This is a genomic window from Flagellimonas aurea (genome assembly GCF_017313785.1).
Classification (GTDB): Bacteria; Bacteroidota; Bacteroidia; order Flavobacteriales; family Flavobacteriaceae; genus Flagellimonas; species Flagellimonas aurea.
The window spans coordinates 162,129-187,852 of sequence record NZ_JAFLNL010000005.1 but is presented as its reverse complement, the minus strand read 5'-3'; the positions used below and the strand labels follow the sequence as shown (position 1 = coordinate 187,852).

The 25,724-nt window shown below is 42.2% G+C and carries 27 protein-coding genes and 1 tRNA gene; 20 read left to right on the top strand and 8 right to left on the bottom strand.

Going from position 1 to position 25,724, the window contains the following annotated elements; all coding sequences use genetic code 11:
• Positions 1-25: 25 nt before the first annotated feature.
• Positions 26-655 (bottom strand): response regulator, encoded by a 630-nt coding sequence (locus J0656_RS10850; RefSeq protein ID WP_108244780.1) that lies wholly within the window; start codon positions 653-655, stop codon positions 26-28.
• A gap of 157 nt (positions 656-812) precedes the next feature.
• Positions 813-1,601 (bottom strand): NAD(+) synthase, encoded by a 789-nt coding sequence (gene nadE, locus J0656_RS10845; protein ID WP_207033649.1) that lies wholly within the window; start codon positions 1,599-1,601, stop codon positions 813-815.
• A 66-nt stretch (positions 1,602-1,667) separates the two neighbouring features.
• Here nadE and gldB point away from each other — a divergent pair, with 66 nt between their 5' ends.
• Entirely contained in the window at positions 1,668-2,657 is a 990-nt protein-coding gene (gldB, locus tag J0656_RS10840) for a gliding motility lipoprotein GldB (protein ID WP_207033647.1), read from the top strand.
• A complete protein-coding gene (gene gldC, locus J0656_RS10835; protein ID WP_207033645.1) occupies positions 2,658-2,993 on the top strand; it encodes a gliding motility protein GldC in 336 nt (111 codons plus the stop codon).
• Position 2,994: 1 nt separating this feature from the next.
• Here the strand turns inward: gldC and J0656_RS10830 are convergent, their stop codons facing one another.
• From J0656_RS10830 to J0656_RS10815, 4 genes are all read right to left on the bottom strand, one after another.
• Positions 2,995-3,495, bottom strand: coding sequence for a hypothetical protein (locus J0656_RS10830; protein ID WP_207033643.1), 501 nt, complete (start codon positions 3,493-3,495; stop codon positions 2,995-2,997).
• Positions 3,496-3,601: 106 nt separating this feature from the next.
• Positions 3,602-4,330 carry a pirin family protein gene (locus J0656_RS10825; protein ID WP_207033641.1) on the bottom strand — a complete coding sequence of 243 codons (729 nt, stop codon included), beginning with the start codon at positions 4,328-4,330 and terminating at the stop codon, positions 3,602-3,604.
• 105 nt (positions 4,331-4,435) lie between these two features.
• Complete coding sequence (yihA, locus tag J0656_RS10820) at positions 4,436-5,050, bottom strand: ribosome biogenesis GTP-binding protein YihA/YsxC (protein WP_207033639.1); 615 nt, start codon at positions 5,048-5,050, stop codon at positions 4,436-4,438.
• 2 nt (positions 5,051-5,052) lie between these two features.
• The gene (locus tag J0656_RS10815; RefSeq protein WP_207033637.1) at positions 5,053-5,817 is read right to left on the bottom strand and encodes an alpha/beta fold hydrolase; all 765 of its coding nucleotides are present in this window, start codon (positions 5,815-5,817) and stop codon (positions 5,053-5,055) included.
• Between the two features lie 264 nt (positions 5,818-6,081).
• On the opposite strand from J0656_RS10815, the gene J0656_RS10810 reads away from it, so the two are divergent.
• From J0656_RS10810 to J0656_RS10735, 16 genes are all read left to right on the top strand, one after another.
• Positions 6,082-6,537, top strand: coding sequence for a division/cell wall cluster transcriptional repressor MraZ (locus tag J0656_RS10810; protein WP_108244773.1), 456 nt, complete (start codon positions 6,082-6,084; stop codon positions 6,535-6,537).
• Positions 6,530-7,432: a 16S rRNA (cytosine(1402)-N(4))-methyltransferase RsmH gene (gene rsmH / locus J0656_RS10805; RefSeq protein ID WP_207033635.1), complete on the top strand. Its 903-nt coding sequence runs from the start codon at positions 6,530-6,532 to the stop codon at positions 7,430-7,432. Before J0656_RS10810 ends, rsmH begins: the two co-directional genes overlap by 8 nt.
• An 8-nt stretch (positions 7,433-7,440) precedes the next feature.
• Positions 7,441-7,758: an FtsL-like putative cell division protein gene (locus J0656_RS10800; protein WP_207033633.1), complete on the top strand. Its 318-nt coding sequence runs from the start codon at positions 7,441-7,443 to the stop codon at positions 7,756-7,758.
• Positions 7,758-9,767, top strand: a complete 2,010-nt coding sequence (locus J0656_RS10795; protein ID WP_207033631.1) for a PASTA domain-containing penicillin-binding protein — start codon at positions 7,758-7,760, stop codon at positions 9,765-9,767. The genes J0656_RS10800 and J0656_RS10795 overlap by 1 nt, the downstream gene beginning before the upstream one ends.
• Positions 9,764-11,227 carry a UDP-N-acetylmuramoyl-L-alanyl-D-glutamate--2,6-diaminopimelate ligase gene (locus tag J0656_RS10790; protein WP_207033629.1) on the top strand — a complete coding sequence of 488 codons (1,464 nt, stop codon included), beginning with the start codon at positions 9,764-9,766 and terminating at the stop codon, positions 11,225-11,227. The genes J0656_RS10795 and J0656_RS10790 overlap by 4 nt, the downstream gene beginning before the upstream one ends.
• Before the next feature lie 8 nt (positions 11,228-11,235).
• Positions 11,236-12,456 carry a phospho-N-acetylmuramoyl-pentapeptide-transferase gene (gene mraY / locus J0656_RS10785; RefSeq protein ID WP_207033627.1) on the top strand — a complete coding sequence of 407 codons (1,221 nt, stop codon included), beginning with the start codon at positions 11,236-11,238 and terminating at the stop codon, positions 12,454-12,456.
• A 2-nt stretch (positions 12,457-12,458) separates the two neighbouring features.
• The gene (murD, locus tag J0656_RS10780) at positions 12,459-13,793 is read left to right on the top strand and encodes a UDP-N-acetylmuramoyl-L-alanine--D-glutamate ligase (protein ID WP_207033625.1); all 1,335 of its coding nucleotides are present in this window, start codon (positions 12,459-12,461) and stop codon (positions 13,791-13,793) included.
• A gap of 3 nt (positions 13,794-13,796) precedes the next feature.
• Positions 13,797-15,002, top strand: a complete 1,206-nt coding sequence (locus J0656_RS10775) for an FtsW/RodA/SpoVE family cell cycle protein (protein ID WP_207033624.1) — start codon at positions 13,797-13,799, stop codon at positions 15,000-15,002.
• Positions 14,989-16,077, top strand: a complete 1,089-nt coding sequence (murG, locus tag J0656_RS10770; RefSeq protein ID WP_207033622.1) for an undecaprenyldiphospho-muramoylpentapeptide beta-N-acetylglucosaminyltransferase — start codon at positions 14,989-14,991, stop codon at positions 16,075-16,077. Before J0656_RS10775 ends, murG begins: the two co-directional genes overlap by 14 nt.
• Positions 16,074-17,423 carry a UDP-N-acetylmuramate--L-alanine ligase gene (gene murC, locus J0656_RS10765; protein ID WP_207033620.1) on the top strand — a complete coding sequence of 450 codons (1,350 nt, stop codon included), beginning with the start codon at positions 16,074-16,076 and terminating at the stop codon, positions 17,421-17,423. The genes murG and murC overlap by 4 nt, the downstream gene beginning before the upstream one ends.
• Positions 17,413-18,132 (top strand): cell division protein FtsQ/DivIB, encoded by a 720-nt coding sequence (locus J0656_RS10760; RefSeq protein WP_207033618.1) that lies wholly within the window; start codon positions 17,413-17,415, stop codon positions 18,130-18,132. The genes murC and J0656_RS10760 overlap by 11 nt, the downstream gene beginning before the upstream one ends.
• Before the next feature lie 3 nt (positions 18,133-18,135).
• The gene (gene ftsA / locus J0656_RS10755; RefSeq protein WP_207033617.1) at positions 18,136-19,476 is read left to right on the top strand and encodes a cell division protein FtsA; all 1,341 of its coding nucleotides are present in this window, start codon (positions 18,136-18,138) and stop codon (positions 19,474-19,476) included.
• Positions 19,477-19,503: 27 nt separating this feature from the next.
• Complete coding sequence (gene ftsZ, locus J0656_RS10750) at positions 19,504-21,510, top strand: cell division protein FtsZ (RefSeq protein ID WP_207033615.1); 2,007 nt, start codon at positions 19,504-19,506, stop codon at positions 21,508-21,510.
• A gap of 100 nt (positions 21,511-21,610) precedes the next feature.
• On the top strand, positions 21,611-22,063 hold the full coding sequence (locus J0656_RS10745) for a GatB/YqeY domain-containing protein (RefSeq protein ID WP_207033613.1): 453 nt from the start codon (positions 21,611-21,613) through the stop codon (positions 22,061-22,063).
• A 12-nt stretch (positions 22,064-22,075) separates the two neighbouring features.
• Positions 22,076-22,149 (top strand) — tRNA-Arg (locus tag J0656_RS10740).
• A 231-nt stretch (positions 22,150-22,380) separates the two neighbouring features.
• Positions 22,381-23,652: a site-specific integrase gene (locus tag J0656_RS10735; protein WP_207033611.1), complete on the top strand. Its 1,272-nt coding sequence runs from the start codon at positions 22,381-22,383 to the stop codon at positions 23,650-23,652.
• Positions 23,653-23,672: 20 nt separating this feature from the next.
• Here J0656_RS10735 and J0656_RS10730 read toward each other — a convergent pair whose 3' ends face one another.
• Positions 23,673-23,984: a hypothetical protein gene (locus J0656_RS10730; protein ID WP_207033610.1), complete on the bottom strand. Its 312-nt coding sequence runs from the start codon at positions 23,982-23,984 to the stop codon at positions 23,673-23,675.
• Positions 23,985-24,323: 339 nt separating this feature from the next.
• Entirely contained in the window at positions 24,324-24,647 is a 324-nt protein-coding gene (locus J0656_RS10725) for an integrase core domain-containing protein (RefSeq protein WP_262897075.1), read from the bottom strand.
• 61 nt (positions 24,648-24,708) lie between these two features.
• On the opposite strand from J0656_RS10725, the gene J0656_RS10720 reads away from it, so the two are divergent.
• Positions 24,709-24,909: a hypothetical protein gene (locus J0656_RS10720; protein ID WP_207033607.1), complete on the top strand. Its 201-nt coding sequence runs from the start codon at positions 24,709-24,711 to the stop codon at positions 24,907-24,909.
• Between the two features lie 13 nt (positions 24,910-24,922).
• The gene (locus J0656_RS10715; RefSeq protein WP_313790189.1) at positions 24,923-25,687 is read left to right on the top strand and encodes a GLPGLI family protein; all 765 of its coding nucleotides are present in this window, start codon (positions 24,923-24,925) and stop codon (positions 25,685-25,687) included.
• The last annotated feature ends 37 nt before the right edge of the window (positions 25,688-25,724 follow it).

Here is a 25,724-nt window from a genome sequence, read left to right as displayed (position 1 = left end):
CAATAGTTGGTTTGGTTGGGTATTCCTAGTATAGTTCCAAGGCTTTTGCCTGTTGGAGTAAGTCCACTAAATTATCCACGTTCAATTTTTTCATCAGACGGGCTTTGTATGTACTTACTGTTTTTTCGTTAAGGTTCAACCCCTCGGCAACCTCTTTGTTCCTTTTGCCGCTTGCCAATAATTTAAGTACTTCGACCTCTCGGGAAGAAAGTTTTCTAAAGAATCTGCGCGGTTTTTGTGTTCCTTCGTCAAAAGCAAGGCGTTGGGCCAGTTCATTGGTGATGAACATATTGCCTTCACTTACTTTTTTTACTGCTGAAATAATGTATTCCAAATCAGCAGTTTTGGATAGGTATCCAAATGCTCCGGCACGAATTGTACTAAGGGCGTAAACATCTTCGGACTGCCCACTGTACATTAGGGTTTTGATGTCCGGAAATTCCAATTTCATTTTTCTTAGGGTGGCGATTCCGTTGATTTCCGGAATATCCATTTCTAAAATAACGACGTCTGGATTTACGTCTTTTAGTGTTTTAAAAAGCTCTTCTGTAGTAGATACATCTGCAATGACTTCAATATCCGAGCTCGTTTCAAGTACCTGTCTTATACCAAGCCTAACAATAGGATGGTTGTCAGCAATCAATACTTTAATCATTATGAAACGGTTTATTTAATGAATGGTTAGCTGCTAATACTTAAAAATATAGCGAGCAAGATAACAATTTAATCATGTAAAATTGTAACTTTTTTCTTAAAACCATAGTTTTTCTATGGTTTTTTTCGTCTTAGACTGGGGTTTTTCAGATGAAATGCTATTTGAGCCCTTTGGGAATCTCACAAATTGGTATGGGAACCATCTTATGTTTATTTGCAGTATTGTATCTTTTATATATTGAGAAAATTTCTTTTTCTCTGCCAGAAAAATCTTCAGAAGTTTTGCCTTGGTCATCCATTTCCATGGCCCATTCCAGTTCTGGGTACGATGCGCCTATTTGGTCTTCATCGGTTCTGCTATCACCCCATAGGCCATCTGTTGGGGCCGCTTCCATAATATCCTGATTTACTCCAAGTACTCGTCCAAGTTCATAAACCTCGGTTTTGACTAGGTCGGCAATAGGGCTAAGGTCAACGCCACCGTCACCGTATTTTGTGTAGAACCCAATACCGAAATCTTCCACTTTGTTTCCTGTACCGGCAACTAGATAACCTTCTAAAGCAGCGAAATAGTAGAGAGTGGTCATGCGAAGTCTTGCGCGTGTATTTGCAAGCGACATGAATCGGTCTTCCTCATTGTCCACCTTGGGAAAGGCATCTACCAACGTATCGAATACAGGTGTCAGGTCAACGGGTTGACGGGAAACATTGGGGAAGTTTTCAATTAACCAATCAATATGCCGGTCGGCACGGGTAACTTGGTTTTCACCTTGGTGAATGGGCATCTCCAAACATAAAAGGTCCAATCCGGTCTTGGCACAGAGCGTTGAGGTTACTGCGGAATCAATTCCGCCTGATACACCAATGACAAAACCTTTGCATTTTGCATTTTCGGCATAGTCCTTTAACCAATCAACAATATGGGCGATTACCTTTTCTGTTTGCATATCTTACTATTTAGATTCTATAAATTACCTTTGTGCCCTGTAAATTTAATCCCTGTGTCCTTAAAAATGAAGTGGTTGTTGAAATACTTTACCATTCCCGTGTTGAGATGTTTTGTTTTGGTGATGATTTTATCGATTTCATCATGCGTTGAGACGGATAAAACCGAAGAGGAGGTCGCTAAAATTACGGTGGACTTGAAAGTATCAAGGTTTGATCGGGAATTTGCAAATGCTTCTGCCAGTGATATTCCCAAATTAAAAACGGAGTATCCTTATTTGTTCCCGGAACAGTTTCCCGATAGTGTTTGGTCGGCCAAACTGACGGACACCCTTCAAATTGAGCTTTCAGAAGAGGTGGCAAAGGAATTTGGGGATTTTGAACAGGAATCAGCAGATTTGGAATCACTCTTTAAACATATCAAATATTATTTCCCGGCAACCGAAACGCCCCATATTGTAACGTTGACCTCGGATGTTCGGTATGAAAGCCGCATCATTTTGGTAGACTCTTTGTTGTTGATAGGTCTTGATAATTATTTGGGGGAAGACCATCATTTTTATGAAGGCATGCAAAGATATATTGCATCATCATTGGATAAAAAATTCTTGACCTCGGACGTGGCCAGCGCATTTGCCAAAAAAGTTATTTCCTATCCGCGCAACCGAACTTTATTGTCGAGAATGGTCTACTATGGAAAGGAACTTTATTTAAAGGATAAATTGATTCCTTTTGCTTCAGATGCTCAAAAAATAGGATACTCCGAAGAAGAAATGGAGTGGGCAAGGGCGAATGAGGAGCAGATGTGGAAATATTTTGTGGAGCGGGAATTATTGTATAGTACCGATACCGGATTGGACCGTAAGTTTTTGGACCCAGCACCGTTTACAAAGTTCGGACTGGAGCTGGATAATGAGTCACCAGGTCGTTTGGGCCGATATATGGGATGGCAGATTGTGAGGGCCTTTATGGAGAAGACCGATGTAGGACTCAAGCAAATGTTTGATATGCCCGCAGATGAAATTTTAAAACAGTCAAATTACAAACCAAAAAGATAAATGGCAGTAGAACATACTTCGGAAATAACCCTAAAGGTAGGGTTGGATGAAAACCGAGTGCCCGAGGAATTGACCTGGTCGGCACAGGATGGCGGTATTAATGAGGAAGAGGCCAAAGCCATGTTGTTGTCCGTTTGGGACAGTAAAAACCAGGAATCCTTGAAAATAGATCTGTGGACCAAGGATATGCCAGTGGATGAGATGAAGGTATTTTTCCATCAAACCTTGGTAACCTTAGCCGATACTTTTTACAAGGCCACACAAGATGAAAAAATGACGGCTACCATGAAGGATTTTTGTGAATATTTTGCGGAAAAATTAGAATTGAAAAAATAGCTCAATCCACTGGTTCATGCGTGCGGTCAAACTTTGCCTTTTCGGCTCCTTTTAGGTCGAGGGTACTCTCAATTTTTGGCTTGGTCGGTCTTTGTAGATATAAATAACCAATCAGTACCACACCAATAATAAGGTAAGTGAGGTTTTGGGTATTCGAAAAAATAACAATGCTGAAAAGCGAAGCTCCTTCCAACAAGGCATATTTTATAATTGATGCCGTTTGGAATTTCGTCAATTTTTCCCTGAGTCCATCCTTTTGGGATACGGACTTCAATATTTTTTTGAAGATGAAATCTCCTAAGAAAATGCTTGCCAAGGCTACCACCGGCACGATGGCCAAAAATATATCGTTTGTGTCCGAAGTGCTGAGCTCTGGGTCTTCTGCATTAAAATAGAATAGTATGGCCAATATCACGGGGGTCGTTGCAATCCCGAGATGCAAAAAGGACATCACTTTAATAAATCCTCCAGGAGTGAATTGGTTCGATGTTTTTTGAGCCATTGGCATTAAGTTTATGACTCTAAAATACCCAAAAAGCGCTTGGAATGTAATTATATGTAAAAATAAGTATAAAAAAGCCCCGATACGGGGCTTTTTTGTTTTGGGCTTAACGTCCTATTTTGTCCAAGCTCATAGGGACTTCCATGAGCAAGACCCTACTGTCTGTATTGGATTTAAAATCGAACGAGTTCGTGTCCCAAATCCCAAATCCATCTCGTTTTTCGAGCTTTTGGCCATTGATTTCGACTTCACCCTCCAAAACGAAGGCGTACACGCCATTTCCTTCTTTTTTGATTTGATAAGAATCCGTTTTACCTTCTTCGAATTTGCCCAAATGGAACCAAGCATCTTGATGGATCCATACGCCTTCATCTTCGGAACTTGGAGAAAGCACTTGGTAAAAGGCATTCTTCTTTTCTATTTCCCGAATGGATATTTGATCGTAACGGGGTTCCACATTCCGTTTGTTAGGGAAGATCCAAATCTGTAAAAACTTTACTTCTTGATCACTATTCTTGTTGTACTCGCTATGTTGAACTCCGGTGCCGGCACTCATCACCTGAACATCCCCTTCCTTAATGGTAGTAGTGTTCCCCATGCTATCCTTGTGTTCCAAATCTCCTTCCAAAGGAATGGAGATGATTTCCATATTGTCGTGGGGATGCGTCCCGAAACCTCTACCGGGCGCCACTTGGTCATCATTGAGTACGCGGAGTACCCCAAAGTGCGTTCGTTCTGAGTCGTGGTAGCCGGCAAAACTAAATGTATGGTGTGAGTTCAACCAGCCATGGTCCGCATGGCCACGGGTTGCTGCTTTGTGTAATACAGATTTCATTGTATCAATCTTTTTTAAATTAAAACTTGAGTTTTAGCTGGTTGATTTGTCGTAAAAACCAGCTATTTCTTACCAAATTGATTGATGTAGGTAAAGGTCTGAAACCTAGTTGTTGCTTTTGAAAAAATCTTGGTTGATACCGTCAATAAACCCCAGGAGTTCTTCCCTGCCCATTCGGTTTGAAGAGGAAGTGGTGAAATGTGGAGGAGCTTCTTCCCAGGCTCCTTCCAATAATTTTTGAAGATAGGCGTTGGCCTGTCTTTCGATGGCACCGGGTTTAAGCTTGTCCGCCTTCGTGAAGATTATCGCAAACGGAATCTGATTGGTGCCCAACCACTCCATAAACTCCATGTCCACGGGCTGCGGCTCGTGCCGGATATCCACCAAAACAAAACCACATACCAGTTGTTTTCGCTTTTGAAAATACTCGGTAATGTACTTCTGAAATGTTTTTTTGTCCTTTTTGGACACTCGCGCATATCCATATCCCGGTAAATCCACCAAAAACCAATTATTATTGATTTTAAAATGGTTGATGAGCTGTGTTTTTCCCGGTCTTCCAGAAGTTTTTGCCAAAGATTTGCGTTCCATCAACATGTTGATCAAGGAAGATTTGCCAACATTGGACCTGCCGATAAACGCATACTCAGGAAGCGGTTCATTGGGGCACTTGGCAACATTGGAGTTGCTCATCACAAATTCTGCCGAGGTAATTTTCATGCTTAGAAGTTACGTTTTTTCAACCAAGCTTCGAGGATATGGTTAAAATCGTTCGGATGTTCCATCATCGGCGCATGGCCACATTTTTCTATCCAGTATAGGTCGGAGTCGGGCAGGAGTTCGTGAAATTCCTTTGCTACGTTGGGGGGTGTAACTGTATCGTTTTCTCCCCAAATGATGCAAGTTGGTGTGTTCATGTGGGGTAAATCCTTGCCCATGTTGTGGCGAATGGCACTTTTGGCTATGGCTAACGTCTTTACCAATTTCATTCTATCATTCACCGTGGCAAAAACTTCATCCACTATTTCCTTGGTGGCTACTTTAGGGTCGTAAAATACGTCCTCTGCCTTTTTTTTGATGAACTCGTAATCACCTCGTCTTGGATATCCATCGCCCATGGCACTTTCGTAAAGACCTGAGCTTCCGGTGATAACAAGTGCTTTTACCATTTCCGGGAACATTTTGGTGTGCAAAAGGCCAATGTGGCCGCCTAGAGAGTTTCCTAACAAGATGACATCCTTTAAGCCTTTGTGCTCAATGAATCCTTCCAGAAAGTTGGCAAAGTTTTTTACAGTGGTTTTCAAAAGAGGTAAATCGTAAATCGGCAATTCGGGAATCAGCACCTGATATCCCTTTTGGGGAAAATATTCGGATACGCCCTGGAAGTTGCTCAAACCCCCCATCAAACCGTGCAATATAATCATGGGAGTCCCTTCTCCCTTTTCTATATATCGGTATTTGCCATCCTCGATTAAATGCTCTTCCATCTATAGTCAGTTGGTAGTAAGAGGGGCAAATATAGGAATTTCATATCACAAAGATTTTAGGTTTTGGTTTATCAGTAAGAAGTTTTTTCATTTTGATCAAAACTATTTTCAATTGGGCTCATGCCACAATAATCAATTTTCATATGCAAATCGGATGAAATAGGTCAAAAGTGGGGAATTTATTAACAAAAGTGGTGTTAAGTGGAGAAATGTGGAAATAAAATCTATATATTTGAGTTGTATTAAGTAACCAATTGATTTCTAGTGACCCATATCATAGGACAACATGATTGCAAAGCGGATTCCAAAGGAAGGGTATTGTTGCCCATTTCTTTGAAGAATCAGTTGGTGCCCGTGATCAAAGATGGGTTTGTTATCAAGCGCTCTGTTTTTCAACAATGCTTGGAATTGTATCCCAAAGCTGAGTTCGATGTGCTGATGCAGAAAGTGATGAAGAAAAGCAAAATCAATCGAAAGTACGATGCTTTCGTGAGAAATTTTGTGGCAGGGATGAAGGAGGTCAGCATTGATGGTGACTCAGGAAGGTTGCAGATTCCAAAAAACTTGGTGGAGTTCGCAGGAATTGAAAAAGAAGTGGTTTTGAACGCGGTTTTTGACAAAATCGAGATTTGGAACAAGGATCTGTACGAGAAAGTCTTGGCGGAAGGCGAGAAGGATTATGCCGATCTGGCCGAGGAGATTTTTGACGACGATGAGTAGTGAATATCATAATCCGGTACTGCTAAAGGAATCGGTGGACGGATTGAATATAAAAGATGATGGAGTGTATGTGGATGTCACCTTCGGTGGCGGCGGGCACTCCAAAGAAATTTTGAAAAGATTGGGTAGCGGCGGAAAGTTGTTCGCTTTTGATCAGGATGAGGATGCGCTTCAAAACGCAATTGATGATGAAAGGTTTCAATTGATCAATCAGAACTTTCGCTACCTCAAACAGTTTTTGAAGTTCTATGGCATTCGGAAAGTTGATGGAATCTTGGCGGATTTTGGGGTTTCCTCCCATCAGTTCGATGAAGCCGATCGTGGTTTCTCCATTCGGTTCAACGCAGATTTGGATATGCGGATGGACAAAAAAAGCGAGTTGTCGGCCTTTCGGGTGGTGAACACCTATTCCCAAGAAGATTTAGCGTCGGTTCTTTTTCAGTATGGCGAGCTGCGCAATGCGAACGCCATGGCCAAAACTATTGTGGAAGCAAGAGCGGAGGAACCTATCAAAACAACAGATGACCTTAAAGGTGTGTTGAAAAGGTTTTTGCCCAAAATGAAAGAGAATAAAATTTTGGCACAGATCTATCAGGCAATTAGGATTGAGGTCAATCAGGAAATCGAGGTGCTCAAAGAATTTTTTGAGCAAGTGCCAGAGATTTTGGAAGAGGGTGGTAGGTTGAGTGTAATCAGTTATCACTCACTCGAGGATAGATTGGCAAAACGCTTTATCCGTGCAGGCAGGTTCGATGGTGAACCAGAAAAGGATTTTTACGGGAACATTAATGTTCCTTTAAAAAAAGTCGGGGGACTGATTGTTCCATCAGCAGAAGAAATAAAGAACAATAATAGAGCAAGAAGCGCAAAGCTCCGCATAGCGGAACGCATATAAAGTGTAAAATGAGAAAAGGATTACTGGACATATTAAAAGGAAAGTTTTTGGTGAGCGGAGATGCGCCCAAGAACTGGATGTTTTTGTTGTTTGCGTCCTTCTTGGCGGCATTAATGATTTCCAGTAGTCACAATGCGGATAAAAAAGTGTTGGAGATTGCCGAGCTGAACGAAGAAGTCAGAAAACTGAAGAGTGAGTTTTTTGAGGCCCGTTCCAGCGTGCAGCAGCTCAAATTGGAATCTACATTACGTGAGGTGGTTGCGGAGAAAGGCTTGGTGCCTTCTCAAAACCCTCCAAGAAAAATTAAAGTTAAATCAGCGGAATAGTGGCCATTACCGAAAAAAATATCATGAACAGACTGTACCTCGTAGCCGGGGGACTTCTTGTTTTGGCCATAGCCGTGGTGGTGAAGTTGGTGGATATTCAAATGGTACAGGGCGAAAAATACAAAGAACTTGCTTTGAGTCAGACCGAGAAGATGTTCACCATAGAGCCCAATCGCGGAAACCTTTATTCAGAGGATGGCAGTTTGTTGGCTGCTTCAGTTCCTAAATATGATATCCGGTTCGATGCGCAGACTGTTTCGCAGGAAAACTTTGAGAACAATGTCGCTGCATTGTCAGATTCTTTGGGTCTGATGTTCGAAAGACCATCATCTTATTATAGACAATTGTTCAGAAAAGCGCGTGCAAATGGCAACCGATACAAACTCGTTGCTAGAAATGTGGGGTACTTGGATTATGTGCGTATCAAGCAATTCCCATTGTTTAATCTTGGACCGTACAAAGGCGGATTTATCGAGACTCATCGCGTGGTCCGTGAATACCCTTTGGGTAAAATGGCGGCAAGAAGCATCGGTTACGAACGTGTGGACGAAAATGGGTACTACACCCGTGTTGGTCTCGATGGCGCATTTGGCGAAACATACCTGCGCGGCAAGGAAGGCAAACGTTTGAAGCAGAAAATAGCCAAAGGGCAATGGAAGCCGGTGGGACTGGACAATATCGTTGAGCCCCAGGACGGACTAGATGTTGTTTCCACAATAGATATCAACATTCAAGACATCGCACACCATGAATTGTTAAAGCAGCTCGAAAAATACAAAGCCGACCATGGTTGTGTGGTGGTCATGGAAACGAAAACCGGGGAAATCAAAGCAATTTCCAATTTGGGAAGAACATCCGAAGGAAAATATTACGAAAAGTTGAATTATGCCGTTGGAGAATCCCATGAGCCTGGCTCCACATTTAAGTTAATGTCCCTAGTAGCCGCCTTGGAAGATAAAGTGGTCGATACCAGTACGGTGATAGATACCGAAAAAGGAAGGTACCGTATTTATGATGGTGTTGTAAAGGATACCAAATGGGGAGGCTATGGAAAAATAACGTTGTCCAAGGCATTTGCTGTTTCATCCAACACGGCCTTTGCAAAGATCATCAACGAAAATTATAAGGAGCAGCCGGAAAAATTTGTGAACCGCCTTATGAATATGGGGCTTCATAAAAAATTGGGGCTTCCAATTATTGGCGAGGGCGACCCGGTAATCCGTTATCCTGGAGATAAAGGGTGGTCCGGAATTTCTTTGGGTTGGATGTCGCACGGATATGAAGTGTCGTTGACTCCTATTCAAACTTTGGCATTCTATAACGCTATCGCAAATGATGGTGAGTATGTGAAGCCTCGTATGATTCAGGAAGTACGGGAAGGCAATAAAGTTGTAAAGCGGTTTGATAAAGAAGTGTTGAACTCCTCTATCTGTTCCAAAGAAACGGTAAAAAAGGCGCAACAATTATTAAAGGATGTAGTGGAGAAGGATTATGGAACCGGGCACAGAATGTATTCCAAGAACTTTTCCATGGCCGGTAAAACTGGAACCACTCAAAAAAACTACGTGGAGAAGAATCCTGATAAACTGGCATACATTTCCTCGTTTGCTGGCTATTTCCCAGCGGACAATCCAAAGTACTCCTGTATAGTGGTCATTCATGAGCCGGATAAACAAGAAGGGTACTATGGGGCCGATGTGTCGGGGCCGGTATTTAAATCTATGGCCCAAAAAATTCATGCCATTTCTCCTATGGTGGATGAAGTGGATAACAGAATTAAGGAGGATGTCGATTTGGATAAGGACTATCAGCAGTACTATGCCCAAGTCCAGAAAAAATATAGTACGGTTCCCAATGTTAAAGGGATGAGCGGTATGGATGCCGTATCCCTTTTGGAAAATCTGGGAATTGAGGTCGAGGTCCACGGCAACGGAAAAGTCAAAAATCAGTCCGTGAACCAAGGGACTAATATCAAACAGGTCAAAAAAATAGTATTGGAGCTTTCATGAAGTTATTGAAGGACATATTATATGGTGTTAGCCTCTCCGCAGTGAGCGGGGATACCAACGTAATGGTGAACAATGTGCATTTCGATTCCAGAAAGGTGGAAATGGATGATGTGTTCGTGGCCATTCGGGGTACGCTTACTGACGGCCACAAATTCATACAAAAAGCTGTGGATTTGGGTGCGCGCGCCATTGTGTGCGAAGAGCTTCCTGAACTTATGGTGAATGGGGTTACTTATTTGCAGGTGGACAATTGCAACAGTGCATTGGCCGTGATTGCCTCCAACTATTACGATAACCCTTCCAAGAACCTTAAATTGGTAGGGGTAACGGGAACCAATGGCAAGACTACGGTGACTACACTGCTGTATCATTTATTTAAAAAGGCTGGTTTTAAAGTGGGATTGATCTCTACCATCAAGGTATTGGTGGATGACAAAGAGTATAAGACCACACATACAACCCCGGATGTATTGACCATCAATGATTATTTGTCCAAGATGAACCTAGCGGGGGTGGAGTTCTGTTTTATGGAAGTAAGCTCGCATGGAATCCATCAGAAAAGAGCTGAAGGGCTGCATTTTGAAGGAGCCATCTTTACCAATTTGTCCCACGATCATTTGGATTACCATAAAACTTTTGCCGAATACAGGGATACCAAGAAGAAATTGTTCGATGGATTGCCAAAAACAGCTTTTGCCCTGGTAAACATCGATGATAAGAACGGACTGGTGATGTTGCAAAACACCAAAGCCAAAAAATATACCTACGCCCTAAAGACCTTTGCAGATTATAGGGCCCAGATTTTGGAGAAACAGTTCAATGGTCAACTGTTGAAGGTGGATGACAACGAATTGTGGTCCAAACTCATCGGGGATTTCAATGCCTATAATTTATTGGCCATTTATGCCACTGCCGATATTCTGGGGCTGGAGAAAATGGAGACCCTTAGGCTGATGAGCGAGTTGGAAAACGTGGACGGCAGGTTTCAATATTACATATCAAAAGATAAGATAACGGCTATTGTCGATTATGCCCATACGCCGGATGCACTTAAAAATGTATTGGTTACGATCAATGCATTGAGGACTGGAAATGAAAACGTCATCACCGTAGTGGGGTGTGGTGGTGACCGTGACAAGTCTAAGCGTCCGGTTATGGGTCATATCGCTTCGGAAATGAGCAATCAGGCCATTTTTACATCCGATAATCCCAGAACGGAATCTCCCTCTGTGATCATTGAAGAGATGGAAGCAGGCGTGGAGCCTCAAAATGTCCGTAAGGTATTGTCCATAGAAAATAGAAAACAGGCCATAAAAACAGCCTGCAAACTGGCGGTGGCCAACGATATAATCCTAGTGGCGGGAAAAGGCCACGAGACCTATCAGGAGACCAATGGTGTCCGGGTCGATTTTGATGATTTTAAAGAAGTGAAAGAAGCTCTGGAGAGCCTAAAAAAATAATGTAGTCCATGTTATACTACTTGTTCGAATTTTTAGAGAAACAATACCAACTGCCCGGTGCGGGACTTTTTCAGTTCCTTACGTTCCGGGCGGCACTGTCCGTGTTGTTGTCCCTATTGATCGCCATGGTCTACGGTAAACGCATCATATTGTTCTTACAGAAAAAGCAGATAGGCGAAAGTATCCGTGACCTTGGTCTGGAAGGGCAAAAGCAAAAAGCGGGAACTCCTACCATGGGCGGATTGATCATTATCATGTCCACTTTGTTGCCCGTTATTCTTTTCGCCGACATCAAAAATATCTATGTCATCCTATTGATAGTGACCACCGTTTGGATGGGTATCATCGGTTTTATTGATGACTACATCAAAACCTTTAAAAAGGATAAGCAAGGTCTTAAAGGAAAATTTAAGGTTATGGGACAAGTAGTGTTGGGCCTGATTGTTGGTGCAACCTTATACTTTCATCCTGCAGTAACCATCAAGGAAAAGGATACCACAACAATTACCCAAAACTTTAAGGTGGAAAAAGTCTTTGGCGAAGAAACCAAAGCGGTACGAACCAATGTTCCCTTTTTTAAGAACAACGAGCTGGATTATGCCGATCTAATTTCATGGATAGGCGAGGGTGCCGAAGATTATGCTTGGCTGATTTTTATTCCAGTAGTGATTCTGATCGTGACCGCAGTTTCCAATGGAGCAAACCTAACGGACGGAATCGATGGCCTTGCAGCCGGTTCTTCGGCTATAATCGTAATGACCTTGGCCATTTTTGCTTGGGTGTCCGGTAATATTCAATTTTCTGACTATCTGGACATCTTTTATTTGCCAAGAGTGGGCGAGCTGGTGGTGTTCATAGCTGCCTTTGCCGGTGCTTTGGTCGGATTTTTATGGTACAATACCTACCCCGCACAGGTTTTTATGGGTGATACGGGTAGCTTGACCATAGGCGGAGTCATTGCCGTAATCGCGATAATCGTAAGAAAGGAATTATTGATACCCATTTTATGCGGAATCTTCTTTGCGGAGTCATTATCGGTAATGCTGCAAGTAGGCTATTTCAAGCATACAAAAAAGAAATATGGCGAAGGAAAACGCATCTTCCTGATGGCGCCATTGCACCATCATTATCAAAAGAAATTATATCACGAAAGCAAAATAGTAACCCGTTTTTGGATCATAGGAATCATGTTGGCCATTATCAGCATCGTTACACTTAAAATTCGATAAAAATGGGTCGCTTGGTGATACTTGGAGGAGGAGAAAGTGGCGTTGGAACCGCCATTTTGGGAAAGCAAAAAGGATTTGAAGTCTTTGTTTCTGACAAAGGCGAAATTAAAGAGAATTACAAAAAAGTTCTTGAACATTTTGAGATTGAATGGGAGTCCGGTGAACATACCGAAGCCAAGATTCTGAATGCCGATGTGGTGATGAAGAGTCCGGGTATTCCTGATAAAGTGCCGTTGGTAAAAGCACTTGTTGAAAAAGGAGTGCCTGTGATTTCGGAGATTGAGTTCGCATCAAAATATACCGATGCCAACTTGATTGGAATCACGGGAAGCAATGGTAAAACGACCACGACCATGTTGACCCATCACCTTTTGAAGGATGGCGGATTGAACGTGGGCATGGCGGGCAACATTGGCGATAGCTATGCTAAAATGGTAGCTGAGCAAGATTTCGATCATTATGTGTTGGAGATAAGCAGCTTTCAGTTAGATGGTATTGTGGACTTTAAACCTCACATCGCTATTCTTACCAATATAACGCCCGATCATTTGGACAGATATGAGTACAAGTTTGAAAACTATATCGCATCCAAATTCAGAATTGCCATGAATCAGGACAAAAATGATTACCTGATCTATGATGCCGATGATGAAGTGATTCAGGATTGGTTGAAAAAACACCCTGTTCAATCCAAATTAGTACCCTTTTCAGTAAAAAGGAAATTGGAAGAGGGAGCTTGGTTGGAAGACAAAACGATAAAAATAAAATTAGAACATAAAACCTTGGAAATGAGTGAAGATATTTTGGCCTTGGAAGGTCAGCACAACGTAAAGAACACAATGGCGGCAAGCATGGCGGCCATGCTGGTTAAGGTCAGAAAGGAGACAATTCGCAACAGTATTCAATCTTTTCAGGGCGTACCCCACAGATTGGAAAAAGTGTTGAAAATCAACCATGTGGAATACATCAACGATTCCAAAGCGACCAACGTAAACGCCACTTTTTATGCCCTGGACGGTATTAAAAAGCCCATTATCTGGATTGCTGGCGGCGTGGATAAAGGAAACGATTATTCCGAGTTGATGTCATTGGTGCGGGAAAAGGTAAAGTGCATCATTTGTTTGGGAACCGACAGTTCCAAGCTGATCGATGCCTTCGGAAATGTAATCGACCTCATGGTAGAGACCTATTCCATGGAAGAGGCCGTTAAGGTGGCATACAAAGTGGCCGAACGTGGAGATGCAGTTTTGTTGTCTCCGGCGTGTGCCAGTTTCGACCTATTCAAAAATTACGAGGATAGGGGAGATCAATTTAAAAACGCAGTAAAAAATTTGTAAAACGTGTTTGCAATTTTCAAAAATCTGAAAGGTGATAAAGCCATTTGGGGCGTAGTGGCCCTCTTGGCACTTTTCTCATTTTTGCCAGTGTACAGCGCCAGTACCAATTTGGTCTACGTTAATGGTGATGGGACCACTTTTGGGCATTTGGTAAAGCACGCCGTGCTGTTGTTCTTGGGTTTCGGCATCATCTATGCCGTGCACCGAATTCCAACGCATTATTTCAAGGGGCTTTCCATTATTGCAATGCCCATTGTTATCCTGTTATTGATCTATACGTTGACGGTGGAAACGCGGATAGGCGGGGTAACGGCAAATCGTTGGATCAAGATTCCGTTGGTAGGGGTCAACTTTCAGACGTCTACCTTGGCGTCAGTTGTTTTAATGATTTGGATTGCGAGGTATCTGACCAAGATCAAGGACGTAAAGATCACGTTTAAAGAAAGCATACTTCCGCTATGGTTGCCCGTAGCCCTTGTAGTTCTACTGATTTTGCCAGAGAACTTCTCGACCGCAGCGATTATTTGTTTCATGGTATTGGTATTGTGTTTTCTGGGAGGATATCCCTTAAAATATTTGTTCGCCATGGTGGCGACAGGAATTGTATTTGCGGGAATGTTCCTTTTTGTGCTGTTCAAGGCACCAGAAGTGTTGCCGCAGCGTGCAGGAACGTGGAAATCAAGGATAGAGACCTTTATCCATCCAGAGCAGGCGGATAGGGATGATCTGCATCAGTTAACGTTGGCCCAGATTGCCGTGGCTGAAGGCGGTGTAGTGGGCAAAGGAGCTGGAAAAAGCGTGATGAAGAATATGTTGTCACAGAGTACGTCGGATTTCATTTTTGCCATCATTATAGAAGAATATGGATTATTGGGAGGGGGAGCTTTGCTCTTTTTCTACCTCCTGTTGCTGTTCCGCATTGTGGTTGTGGCGCATTCGTCCAAAACGGTGTTTTCAAAATTACTGGTTATAGGAGTTGGGTTGCCAATTGTGTTCCAGGCCTTCATCAACATGGCCGTTGTGGTGCAATTGTTCCCCGTTACGGGACAACCGTTGCCATTGATCAGTATGGGGGGTACCTCCATTTGGATGACCTGTATGGCCATTGGAATCGTGTTGAGTGCAAGCAATAGAAAAGAAAATTTAGAGGAGCAATCCCATGGAATAGATGAAACGAATCCTTTAGAAGTATTGAGTGGACAGATATAGGTTTATACTTTCTGGAGGAGGAACGGGAGGACATATTTATCCCGCCGTGGCCATCGCAAACGAGCTGAAACGAAGATACCCTGATGCCGAATTTTTGTTTGTAGGGGCCAAGGATAAAATGGAAATGGAAAAAGTACCGCAAGCTGGATATGAAATCAAGGGTTTGTGGATAAGTGGAATACAACGGAAACTGACATTGAAAAACCTCATGTTTCCATTTAAACTGATAAGTAGTTTGTTAGAAGCGCGCAAAATAGTGAAACAGTTCAAACCCCATGTGGCCATTGGAACGGGAGGGTTTGCGAGCGGGCCATTGTTACGGATGGCCGAAAGCTCGGGTGTTCCATGCGTGCTGCAAGAACAGAACTCTTTCGCGGGAATCACGAACAAACTATTGGCGGGAAAAGCGGATAAAATCTGCGTGGCGTATGATAATATGGAACGATTTTTTCCAAAGGAAAAAATCATAAAAACGGGAAATCCCATCCGCACCGATTTGGTTGAAGTAAAAGCAAGCAAGAAAGAAGCAACTGCCTTTTTTGGGTTTGATAGCGATAAAAAAACGGTCCTGGTGCTCGGAGGTAGTCTCGGAGCAAGACGAATCAATCAACTGATAGAAAAAGAGCTTGAATTTTTTGTGAAACAAGGATTACAGGTACTCTGGCAATGTGGCAAGCTGTACCATGAAGAATATAAAAAACATGAATCGGATACGGTAAAGGTTTTGGCCTTTGTCAACCGAATGGATTTGGCCTACGCGGCAGCCGATGTGATTATTTCAAGAGCGGGCGCAGGATCGGTCTCCGAGCTTTGTTTGGTGGGCAAACCTGTGATTTTTATCCCATCGCCGAACGTGGCAGAGGACCATCAAACCCAAAATGCAAAAGCCTTGGTGGCCAAAGATGCGGCCATTATGCTAAAAGAAAATGAGTTGGATGCTGAATTTGAAAATCGTTTTTCTGCTTTGATGAAGTCCGAAGCGATTCAGGAAAAATTGGGAAGGAACATCAAAAAAATGGCCATGCCCAAGGCCACGGAACATATTGTGGACGAAATAGTAAAGTTGTTGAAGTGAATTTGAAGGATATACATAGCGTTTATTTTATCGGCATCGGCGGCATTGGAATGTCCGCCTTGGCGCGCTATTTCAAATTTGTGGGGAAAGAAGTGGCTGGTTACGACCGTACTCCCACGCCCATCACCGATGGGTTGATGGAAAAAGGTATTTCGGTACATTTTGAGGACAACGTTGATTTGATTTCGGATACCTTCAAACATCCCAACACCTTGGTGGTGTACACGCCTGCGGTTCCTTCAAAACATACGGAGTTCCAGTTTTACCAATCAGGCGGATTCAATCTTAAAAAACGTTCCGAGGTTTTGGGAATAATTACAAGGGATTCTTTTTGTTTGGCCGTTGCAGGTACACATGGCAAGACCACCACGACCTGTATTTTGGCGCACTTGCTAAAAGAATGTGAATTGCCGATGACCGCATTTTTGGGTGGTGTTTCGGAAGATTTTGACAGCAACTTTGTGTTGGATGGCACGGAATATTCCGTAGTGGAGGCCGATGAGTTCGATCGTTCATTTTTACGATTGACGCCTACCATTGCCTGTATTACATCGATGGATGCCGACCACCTAGATATTTATGGTACCAAGGATGAATTGGACAAATCTTTCAGGGAATTTGTGAATAGGATCAAGCCCGAAGGTAAGTTGTTCGTGCGCAAGGGCCTTCCTTTGGAAGGAATCACCTTTGGCATTGAAGATGGTGCTGATTATTGCATAGAAAACATTGAAATTGAACATGGAGCCTACATATTTGATCTCGTAACGCCTTCCGAGGTAATCAAGAACGTAAAGTTCAACAAGCCTGGAAGACACAATTTGCTCAATGGATTAGCTGCTTTTGCGATGGCGGTGCAAACGGGTTGCCCACCCCACCGCCTTGCCGAAGCTTTGGCTACGTTCAAAGGAGTTCAGCGCAGGTTTTCCTATCAGATAAAGGAAAAAGATTTTGTATTCATTGATGATTACGCACATCATCCAACCGAAATAAGTGCCGTGCACCAAGCCATTCGGGAAATGCACGCAGGGGAAAAGGTTACGGTAATCTTTCAACCACATCTATTCTCGCGAACCAGGGATTTTGCGGATGATTTTGCAGCCAGTCTTTCGGATTTTGATGAAATCATCCTGTTGGATATTTACCCCGCCAGGGAGGAACCGATTGAAGGGGTGACATCGCAATGGCTTTTGGAAAAAATAGAGAATCCCAATAAAAAGTTGATTTCAAAATCAGCATTATTGGAAGAAGTAAAGAACCGCAAATCAGGAGTGTTGGTTGCTCTGGGAGCAGGGGATATTGGAATGGAAGTGCCGAAAATCAAAAAAGAATTGAGTTATGCGCATTAATTGGGATTACATAAAATTAGCGGTTTTGTCGGTCGCCGTAGTTGCGCTTTACGGGTTTGCCGATCAACGAAATGAGCGAAGAATGGTGGAAAATGTCACTGTGAAATTCGTTGGCGAAAACAGTTTGTATTTAACTGAGGATGCGGTTAATAAATTGTTAATACAAAAATACGGACCCCTAGAGAACAGGCCCAAAGAACAGTTAGTTTTGAATACCATAGAGGAGGTAATACTATCCAATGATATGGTGAAAAACGCCCAGGTCTATCTTACTGTAAACGGGGAACTTGTATCCAAGATTGTTCAGCGAAAGCCAATTGGAAGAATAGAAGGTGCCTCCAAATTTTATTTGGATGATCAGGGTAAACGCATGCCATTGTCAAAGCACCATTCTGCAAGGGTTCCCATTATTACAGGTAAGATAACGGGGAAGACCTTGGAGGATGCCTATGTTATTCTGGATTATATCAACAAAGATGATTTCTTGAGAAAGAACGTAATCGGGATACACATACTGGAAGAAGAAAAATATCAGCTCAAGTTCCGCATGGAAAACTTTGTAGTGAATTTGGGCGGAGTGGATAACCTGAACAAGAAGTTCAGCAATTTTATGGCCTTTTATGCAAAGGCGGCCAAGGACAATTCCTTGGAGGATTATGCAACGGTTAGTTTGGAATTCAACAATCAAGTGGTTTGCACCAAAATTTAAATTATGGAACAAGGTAATTATTCAGTTGGATTGGATATTGGAACCACCAAGATCGTAGCGATCATTGGTAGGGAAAATGAGTATGGAAAAATTGAAATTTTGGGCACCGGACGATCAAAGAGTTTGGGTGTTCACCGCGGAGTGGTCAACAATATCACACAGACCATCTCGTCTATTCAACAAGCGGTAGAGCAGGCTGAATTGAACTCGGGGCTTAAAATTGGTTCTGTGGTGGTAGGAATTGCAGGTCAGCATATACGTAGCTTGCACCACAGCGATTATATCACAAGACCGAATTCGGAGGAAGTTATAGACAACGAAGATTTGGACAAATTGTGCAACCAAGTTTACAAATTGGTGATGCTTCCCGGTGAGGAAATCATCCATGTGTTGCCGCAAGAATATAAAGTGGACGGACAATCCGAGATCAAGGAGCCAGTAGGTATGTACGGCGGCCGATTAGAAGCCAATTTTCATGTAGTGGTAGGTCAAGTATCGTCCATCAAAAATATAGGAAGATGTATCAAAAGTGCCGGATTGGACCTTGGTAACATCACTTTGGAACCTTTGGCATCCGCTGATGCAGTTCTGAGTCAAGAAGAAAAAGAAGCAGGAGTCGCTTTGATAGATATAGGTGGTGGAACTACAGATCTTGCCATTTTCAAGGATGGTATCATCCGTCATACTTCCGTGATTCCGTTCGGCGGTAACGTTATTACCGAGGATATCAAGGAAGGTTGCTCCATCATCGAGAAGCAGGCCGAACTATTGAAAATAAAATTTGGTTCCGCTTGGCCAGGAGAAAACAAGGACAACGAGATTGTTTCCATTCCCGGTCTAAGAGGTCGTGAGCCAAAAGAAATCACGCTAAAAAACCTCTCCAAGATTATCCACGCCCGTGTGGTGGAGATTGTGGAGCAAGTGTATGTGGAAATCAAGAACTACGGCCACGAGGAACAGAAGAAAAAATTGATTGCTGGAATTGTGCTTACCGGAGGAGGTAGCCAATTGAAGCATTTGAAGCAATTAGTGGAATACATTACCGGTATGGACACAAGGATAGGCTATCCTAATGAGCATCTTGCCGGTGATTCGGATGAAGAAGTCGCGAGCCCACTTTACGCAACCGCTGTGGGATTGTTAATGAATTCCCTAGAGGCCAAGAAGAAAAACCGTATCGAGCACCATGAAGAAGAGATGCCCGAAGAAGAGGTTTTGGTAGGACAAGAAAACGATATGGGCCCCAAGGCTACAGCTTCGGTTACAGCCACCCATACGGATAGAAAATCCATTTTTGACAAATGGTCGGAAAAGTTGAAGGACTTTTTGGACAACGCAGAATAATAACCCCATAAGAGAAATATAACTGTCATGAGCAAGAACACTGAATTTGACAATATAGCTTTTGATTTGCCCAAGAACAAAAGCAACGTAATTAAAGTTATTGGAGTAGGTGGCGGCGGAAGCAACGCCATCAACCATATGTTCCAGGCCGGAATCAACGGAGTGGATTTCGTTATCTGCAATACCGATGCCCAGGCTTTGCAAAACAGCGCGGTACCCAATAAAATTCAATTGGGAGTATCGCTTACCGAAGGACTTGGCGCTGGAGCCAATCCCGATGTTGGTGAGCAGGCAGCTTTGGAAAGCATGGAAGACTTAAAGGCCATGTTGGACAACAACACAAAAATGGCCTTTATCACTGCCGGAATGGGCGGTGGAACGGGTACGGGTGCAGCCCCGGTTATAGCAAAAATCGCTAAGGAAATGGATGTTCTTACGGTGGGTATCGTTACCATGCCGTTCCAGTTCGAAGGGGCCATGCGTAACAAACAAGCACAGATAGGAATCGAGAAATTGCGTGCGAACGTGGATTCCTTGATCGTGATCAACAACAACAAGCTTAGGGAAGTTTACGGTAATCTTGGGTTTAAGGCCGGTTTCTCAAAAGCGGATGAAGTATTGGCCACTGCAGCTAGGGGTATCGCAGAGGTCATAACCCATCACTACACACAAAACATTGACCTTAGGGACGCGAAGACCGTGCTTTCCAACAGTGGAACCGCCATTATGGGCTCTTCGGCCGCTTCAGGGTCGTCAAGGGCTACCGAGGCCATTATGAAGGCATTGGATTCACCGTTGTTGAACGACAACAAAATCAATGGGGCCAAAAATGTATTGTTGCTCATCGTATCCGGTTCGCAGGAAATCACTATTGATGAAATTGGAGAAATCAATGATCACATCCAAATTGAGGCCGGTCATGGAGCCAACATCATTATGGGTGTCGGTGAGGATGAAAGCCTTGGTGAGGCCATTGCCGTTACGGTAATTGCAACCGGTTTTAATGTAGATCAGCAAGATAATATCGTAAATACCGAATCCAAAAAGGTATTCTATACTTTGGAGGATGAACAGACCGCAGAGCAGGATTTGACCCCTGAATCTACGTCGGTTCAAGAAGTTAAGGTTGAAAAAGTACCAGAACCGGAGCCGACCCCAGAACCAGAACCCAAGGTGGTAAAGCATACATTGGAAATGGAGGAGGAGCCGGTAAAAGAGGTTAAGCAGACTATTGCTCCGAAAGTGGAAGTAAAGGATCCTCTTATTCCAACTACCAATTATATCAGAAACTTCAATGTGTTCTATGAGGAAGTTATTGCCGACAAAGTGGATGACGATTTTGTAATCATCGAGGCGAAAAATGTCATCAATAATTTTGATGTTATCGATGCAGAAGTAGTATCATCCAAAAGCAACGAAGACCAATTCACCTTGAGTTTTGATATGCCTTTGAACAATGATGAAGTAGAAGAAGAGGAAAAGGAACATACCGTGACTTTCAACTTGGATGATGATGGTTTAGGTGATGTGGAGGTGAACGATTATGTAGAGGTAAAACCTGTTCTGGAATACAAAAAAGAAGGTGAAACCCGATACGATCTCCAAGAATATATGGAATTGGAGGAAAAGTTGACAGGAGCCAAGTCCAAAGCAGAGACCCACGAACCAAAGATGGTCGAAAATGAGCTTGTTTTTGAGAAGAAGACGGTACAGGTAGAAGAAAAGAAGGAAGCCAAAGCTCAAAACGAGGAAACTATGGCCAGCTTAGACCCTATGAACAGTTCTATAAGTGATATTTTAAAAGATCGTGCGGATGAGCGCAGGAGAAAATTAAAAAACTTCAATTACAAGTTCCAGAATAACAGAAACAGTATTGATGAAATCGAAAAACAGCCTGCTTATAAGCGGCAGGGAGTTGATTTGACAGATGTTCCAAGGGAACAAAAGGTTTCTAGGACATCTTTAGGGGAGGATAGCAATGACGATTTGCAGTTGCGTTCCAACAACTCCTTTTTACACGATAATGTTGATTAGTAGTGTTTAAATAAACATCCATTTTAATGGAAAGCATAAACCCGGAAGTACAGTAACTTTCGGGTTTATTTTTTATCTTCGCGAACTAAAATCAGAACAGATGAATTTGCAAGACAAGGTGATGACAGAAATGAAGGCCGCGATGAAGGCAAAGGATACCGTTGCCTTGGAGTCGTTGCGAGCCGTTAAATCAGCTATCTTGTTGGCTAAGACCGATAAAGGTGCAGGAGCTGAATTGTCTGAAGAAGAGGAAATTAAATTGGTTCAAAAGTTGGTGAAACAGCGCAAGGATAGTGCAGCGATATACCAAGAGCAAGGACGTGAAGATCTTGCGGAACCGGAATTGGCACAAGTTGCAGTGATCGAAAAGTTCTTGCCGGAACAGCTTACCGAAGAAGAAATCGAAAAAGTGGTGGTACAGACCATCGATTCCGTTGGAGCTTCTGGAATGCAGGATATGGGCAAGGTTATGGGAATAGTTTCCAAGGAATTGGCCGGACAGGCAGATGGCAAGACCATTTCTGCCATTGTTAAGGCAAAATTGAGTTCATAATTAGTTAAGAATGGCCCAGTAGTTCAACTGGATAGAATATCAGATTTCGGCTCTGAGGGTTGGGGGTTCGAATCCTCCCTGGGTCACTTTTTAAGTTTAAACAAAATCAAAACCTTGCATATCTTATTGATTTGCAAGGTTTTGACTTTTTTGAACTATCATTTGATATGGTTTGATTTGACCTTTTTTGGTTTGTAATTCGGTTAGTAAAATTTTATTTTGAAAGTGTTAACCGAATAAGCTTGTAATTAACTATATTACAGATACTTGGGATTTGACTTTCGTAGGTGAAAATCGTTTAATTTAACACAAATCCTATGAGAACAAGGTCAACATTTTCCATCAGTTTTTGGATAAGTACTGCAAGGAGGGTTGATGGCACAGCAAAGATCTATGCCCGTATCACGGTCGATTCACAAAGGACCAACATGAGTTTGAAGTATACTATCCCAACAGAAATTTGGGAAAGAAAAGGGGCGAGGGTTCTGGGGCATAACAAAGAGGCAAGGGAAATCAACACCTATCTGATGGAGGTTGAAACAGAACTTTTTCAATGCTATCGAGAATTAAGGTCTAAATCCCACTATGTTACACCACAGATGGTGAAGGCTTATTATTTTGGTGAAGATGGGAGTAATATCAAAATAACGACACTCTTTGAGCACCACAATGTGCATTGCGCCCACAATTTGTGCAAGGCTACCTTGAGGCATTATGGGACGACACAGAACTACCTATTGAAGTATATCAATGAACAATACAAAAGCGACGATTATCCAATTTCACAGTTAGACCATAAGTTTATTGTCGGATTTGAGACGTTCCTTCGAAAGCTCTATCCTAGGCATAAACATGAAAAGCTCTCAAATAATGGAGCGATGAAGCATATCCAACGCCTGCGAAAGATGACAAGAATGGCTTTGGACAATGAATGGATAGACAGAGATCCCTTCCGCAGGTTCAAAGTAAAGATGGAAAGAAAAGAAAAGGAGTTCCTGACCTTGCGGGAACTACAGGACATTCAAGAATATTATACGGGTATTGAGCGGCTACGCATCGTCAGGGACCTATTTGTTTTCAGTTGTTACACTGGCATTTCCTATTGTGATCTGATGGAACTTGGAGAGGATAACCTAATACTGGGAATAGATGGAAAACATTGGATAAGTACCAAAAGGCTAAAGACCAAGAACGCCTTCAAGCTTCCCCTAATAGGTCCTGCCCTATCCATTATCAAGAGATACCATTACCACCCGAAAAAGAACCCGGAAAAATTATTCCCAAGCATCTCCAACCAAAAACTGAACAGTTATCTCAAAGAGTTGGCAGATGCTTGTAAAATAAGGAAGAATATCACTTTTCACATGGCAAGGCACACATTTGCCACTACGATTACCTTGAGTAACGGGGTGCCAATCGAGACGGTCTCGAAGATATTGGGGCATACTAAATTGGCCACCACCCAAGTCTATGCACGGGTGCTGGACAGAAAGATAAGTGAGGACATGGACGGACTGGATACCATACTGGACAAAAAAATGTCAGAAACAAATATTGCAAAGGAAAGGTTTGGAAATTTTGACCATTGAAAAGGAACTCTCATTTCCTTCTATTCAAACCAAGACCTATCAAAAGTCCCATTTCTTACCCAAACATTTGCACTTTGTCCCTGTTGCAATTTTATAGTGTTCGGAAAGATAAGCGTAAAGTAAAATGGTAATAGGGTGGAATTACCTATTTCAAATCCTCGATTGAACCAATCATGATTTCTAATATCTAAGGGTTTTTCAGGTTTTCTTTGCTGAGCAAAGAAAAAATGAACAGCAAGAGGGTGATGCGCAAATTGCGCCATCACGGTTGTTTTCGGGTATTCAACAAGTTGAAAACCAGTTAATTGAATGATTTTTGGAATAAAGTACAAAATCGGGGGCTACAGTAGACTTTTCCGAAATCTACAGTAAAGTCTTTGGGAAGCCCTTTAAACACTGGAAATTTTTGACGAAAAAATTGACGCAATTTCACTAAAAAACAAAATTGAGGCCAACAGACCATTGGATTACCTCAAATGGTGGGAAGAGTATATAGGATTAATAGATAGAATTGCCTCGCTCAGTGAGGTTAGTTTGGCAAGATTTGGGGCTTGCAGCACTCCACTTCGTTGCGTTCGCCTTTGTTTGGAATATCATTAAGAACCAGGGGATTTTAAGTTACCGTTATATTGAACTTTCATTGGAAGATGAGTCTGCTGATTCTAAGGAGTTTACTTTTTCCGTACACTTAGATGGTTTACCTTTTTTACCCTGTAACCCTCCCTTTTCTCGGACCATTGGTTAGACGACTTTTTTTGTTCTTCCAAGCATGCTTGCTTAGAAGAGAATTCCTTTTCATAGCGTTCCGGGGTGATTCCCTCCAAGGCTTCATGTGGCCGTTTCCCGTTGTAATCCTTTATCCATTCCCCGGTCAATAAGTGTACCTGTGAAATATCCTCGAACAGGTGTACATCAAGCATATCATTCTTAAAATTTGAAATTAATTGTACTATTTTCAAATAGATGTAGGTTTTTTCTTTATATTGGTAATCCATTTCACAATTTCATTTTATGAAATTGTTAATAAAAACTATTTATTCACTAAACACTTTAATTATGAAAAAAATCATTGGAATGCTCTTATTTTTATTAGCTTTTTCAACCAATATGGATGCAGAGGCAAAAACTCTTACTGATGAAGAAATTACGTTTGAATCTTGTGTCAGTATTGCATCTGAATTGACAGCAGATAGACCAGATTTATTTGCACTTGCTTATAACTGGTGTATCTATCAAAGGTGTGGTTGCGATTGGTAATTAAAAATAAAAAATGACAAATAAAATCGGGGGGATTAAGAAATCTCCCCTTAAATTTTTTATGAAATTATTAGAATGTAAATTAAAAACAACTATTTTTTTCTTCGCCATTGTTGGAACTATATTTGGCCAAAAATCACTTAGTGTTTCTTATACCATCGAATCAAAATTTGATCTGAACGAAATGAAACATGCAGAAGCACAGACTATGGCAAGCATGGCAGCAGAGATTATGGGCGACTTCGAATTTCAATTGCTGATTGATGATAATGAATCCATTTTTAAACAATCTGAACAATTGGTCAGGGACGATATAGACCCCCTAATGTATAAATTGGCATCAGGTTTTTGCTCTGGAAACGAAGTTTGGTATACAAAAACCGGGGACTCCATTAAACGAATTGCATTGCTAAACTCTCAACCTCCTGTGGTGTTGACTTTAGATGAAAAAGTACAGTGGGAGATAACCAACGAGTCTAAACACATTGGCAAATTCAAGGTTCTAAAGGCCACAACCACAAGAAAGTTGGGGAGTTATCTTGAAGAAATTGAAGCTTGGTTCGCACCGGAACTGCCTTATTCTTTCGGACCTATAGGTTACAACGGACTTCCGGGCCTAATACTTGAAATGAATCGGGACAAAGTGGTTTATAGGTTCAAAGAAATTGAAGAAAAAACCGTCAAAATAAACCCTCCAAAAGGCTCAAAACAGATGACTTTTGAAGAATATTACGAGATGCTGGAAACCAATATGGCAGAAATTAAAAAAGGAGGTTGATAAAGGAATTACGGTACATTTACCTTCGTAGCTTAGA

Excerpts from the sequence above, each read along its gene's own strand:
- J0656_RS10850 (WP_108244780.1), bottom strand. The coding sequence starts at position 655 with ATGATTAAAGTATTGATTGCTGACAACCATCCTATTGTTAGGCTTGGT.
- nadE (WP_207033649.1), bottom strand. The coding sequence starts at position 1,601 with ATGCAAACAGAAAAGGTAATCGCCCATATTGTTGATTGGTTAAAGGAC.
- gldB (WP_207033647.1), top strand. The coding sequence starts at position 1,668 with ATGAAGTGGTTGTTGAAATACTTTACCATTCCCGTGTTGAGATGTTTT.
- gldC (WP_207033645.1), top strand. The coding sequence starts at position 2,658 with ATGGCAGTAGAACATACTTCGGAAATAACCCTAAAGGTAGGGTTGGAT.
- J0656_RS10830 (WP_207033643.1), bottom strand. The coding sequence starts at position 3,495 with ATGGCTCAAAAAACATCGAACCAATTCACTCCTGGAGGATTTATTAAA.
- J0656_RS10825 (WP_207033641.1), bottom strand. The coding sequence starts at position 4,330 with ATGAAATCTGTATTACACAAAGCAGCAACCCGTGGCCATGCGGACCAT.
- yihA (WP_207033639.1), bottom strand. The coding sequence starts at position 5,050 with ATGAAAATTACCTCGGCAGAATTTGTGATGAGCAACTCCAATGTTGCC.
- J0656_RS10815 (WP_207033637.1), bottom strand. The coding sequence starts at position 5,817 with ATGGAAGAGCATTTAATCGAGGATGGCAAATACCGATATATAGAAAAG.
- rsmH (WP_207033635.1), top strand. The coding sequence starts at position 6,530 with ATGAGTAGTGAATATCATAATCCGGTACTGCTAAAGGAATCGGTGGAC.
- J0656_RS10800 (WP_207033633.1), top strand. The coding sequence starts at position 7,441 with ATGAGAAAAGGATTACTGGACATATTAAAAGGAAAGTTTTTGGTGAGC.
- J0656_RS10790 (WP_207033629.1), top strand. The coding sequence starts at position 9,764 with ATGAAGTTATTGAAGGACATATTATATGGTGTTAGCCTCTCCGCAGTG.
- mraY (WP_207033627.1), top strand. The coding sequence starts at position 11,236 with ATGTTATACTACTTGTTCGAATTTTTAGAGAAACAATACCAACTGCCC.
- murD (WP_207033625.1), top strand. The coding sequence starts at position 12,459 with ATGGGTCGCTTGGTGATACTTGGAGGAGGAGAAAGTGGCGTTGGAACC.
- J0656_RS10760 (WP_207033618.1), top strand. The coding sequence starts at position 17,413 with ATGCGCATTAATTGGGATTACATAAAATTAGCGGTTTTGTCGGTCGCC.
- ftsA (WP_207033617.1), top strand. The coding sequence starts at position 18,136 with ATGGAACAAGGTAATTATTCAGTTGGATTGGATATTGGAACCACCAAG.
- ftsZ (WP_207033615.1), top strand. The coding sequence starts at position 19,504 with ATGAGCAAGAACACTGAATTTGACAATATAGCTTTTGATTTGCCCAAG.
- J0656_RS10745 (WP_207033613.1), top strand. The coding sequence starts at position 21,611 with ATGAATTTGCAAGACAAGGTGATGACAGAAATGAAGGCCGCGATGAAG.
- J0656_RS10735 (WP_207033611.1), top strand. The coding sequence starts at position 22,381 with ATGAGAACAAGGTCAACATTTTCCATCAGTTTTTGGATAAGTACTGCA.
- J0656_RS10725 (WP_262897075.1), bottom strand. The coding sequence starts at position 24,647 with ATGGATTACCAATATAAAGAAAAAACCTACATCTATTTGAAAATAGTA.
- J0656_RS10720 (WP_207033607.1), top strand. The coding sequence starts at position 24,709 with ATGAAAAAAATCATTGGAATGCTCTTATTTTTATTAGCTTTTTCAACC.
- J0656_RS10715 (WP_313790189.1), top strand. The coding sequence starts at position 24,923 with ATGACAAATAAAATCGGGGGGATTAAGAAATCTCCCCTTAAATTTTTT.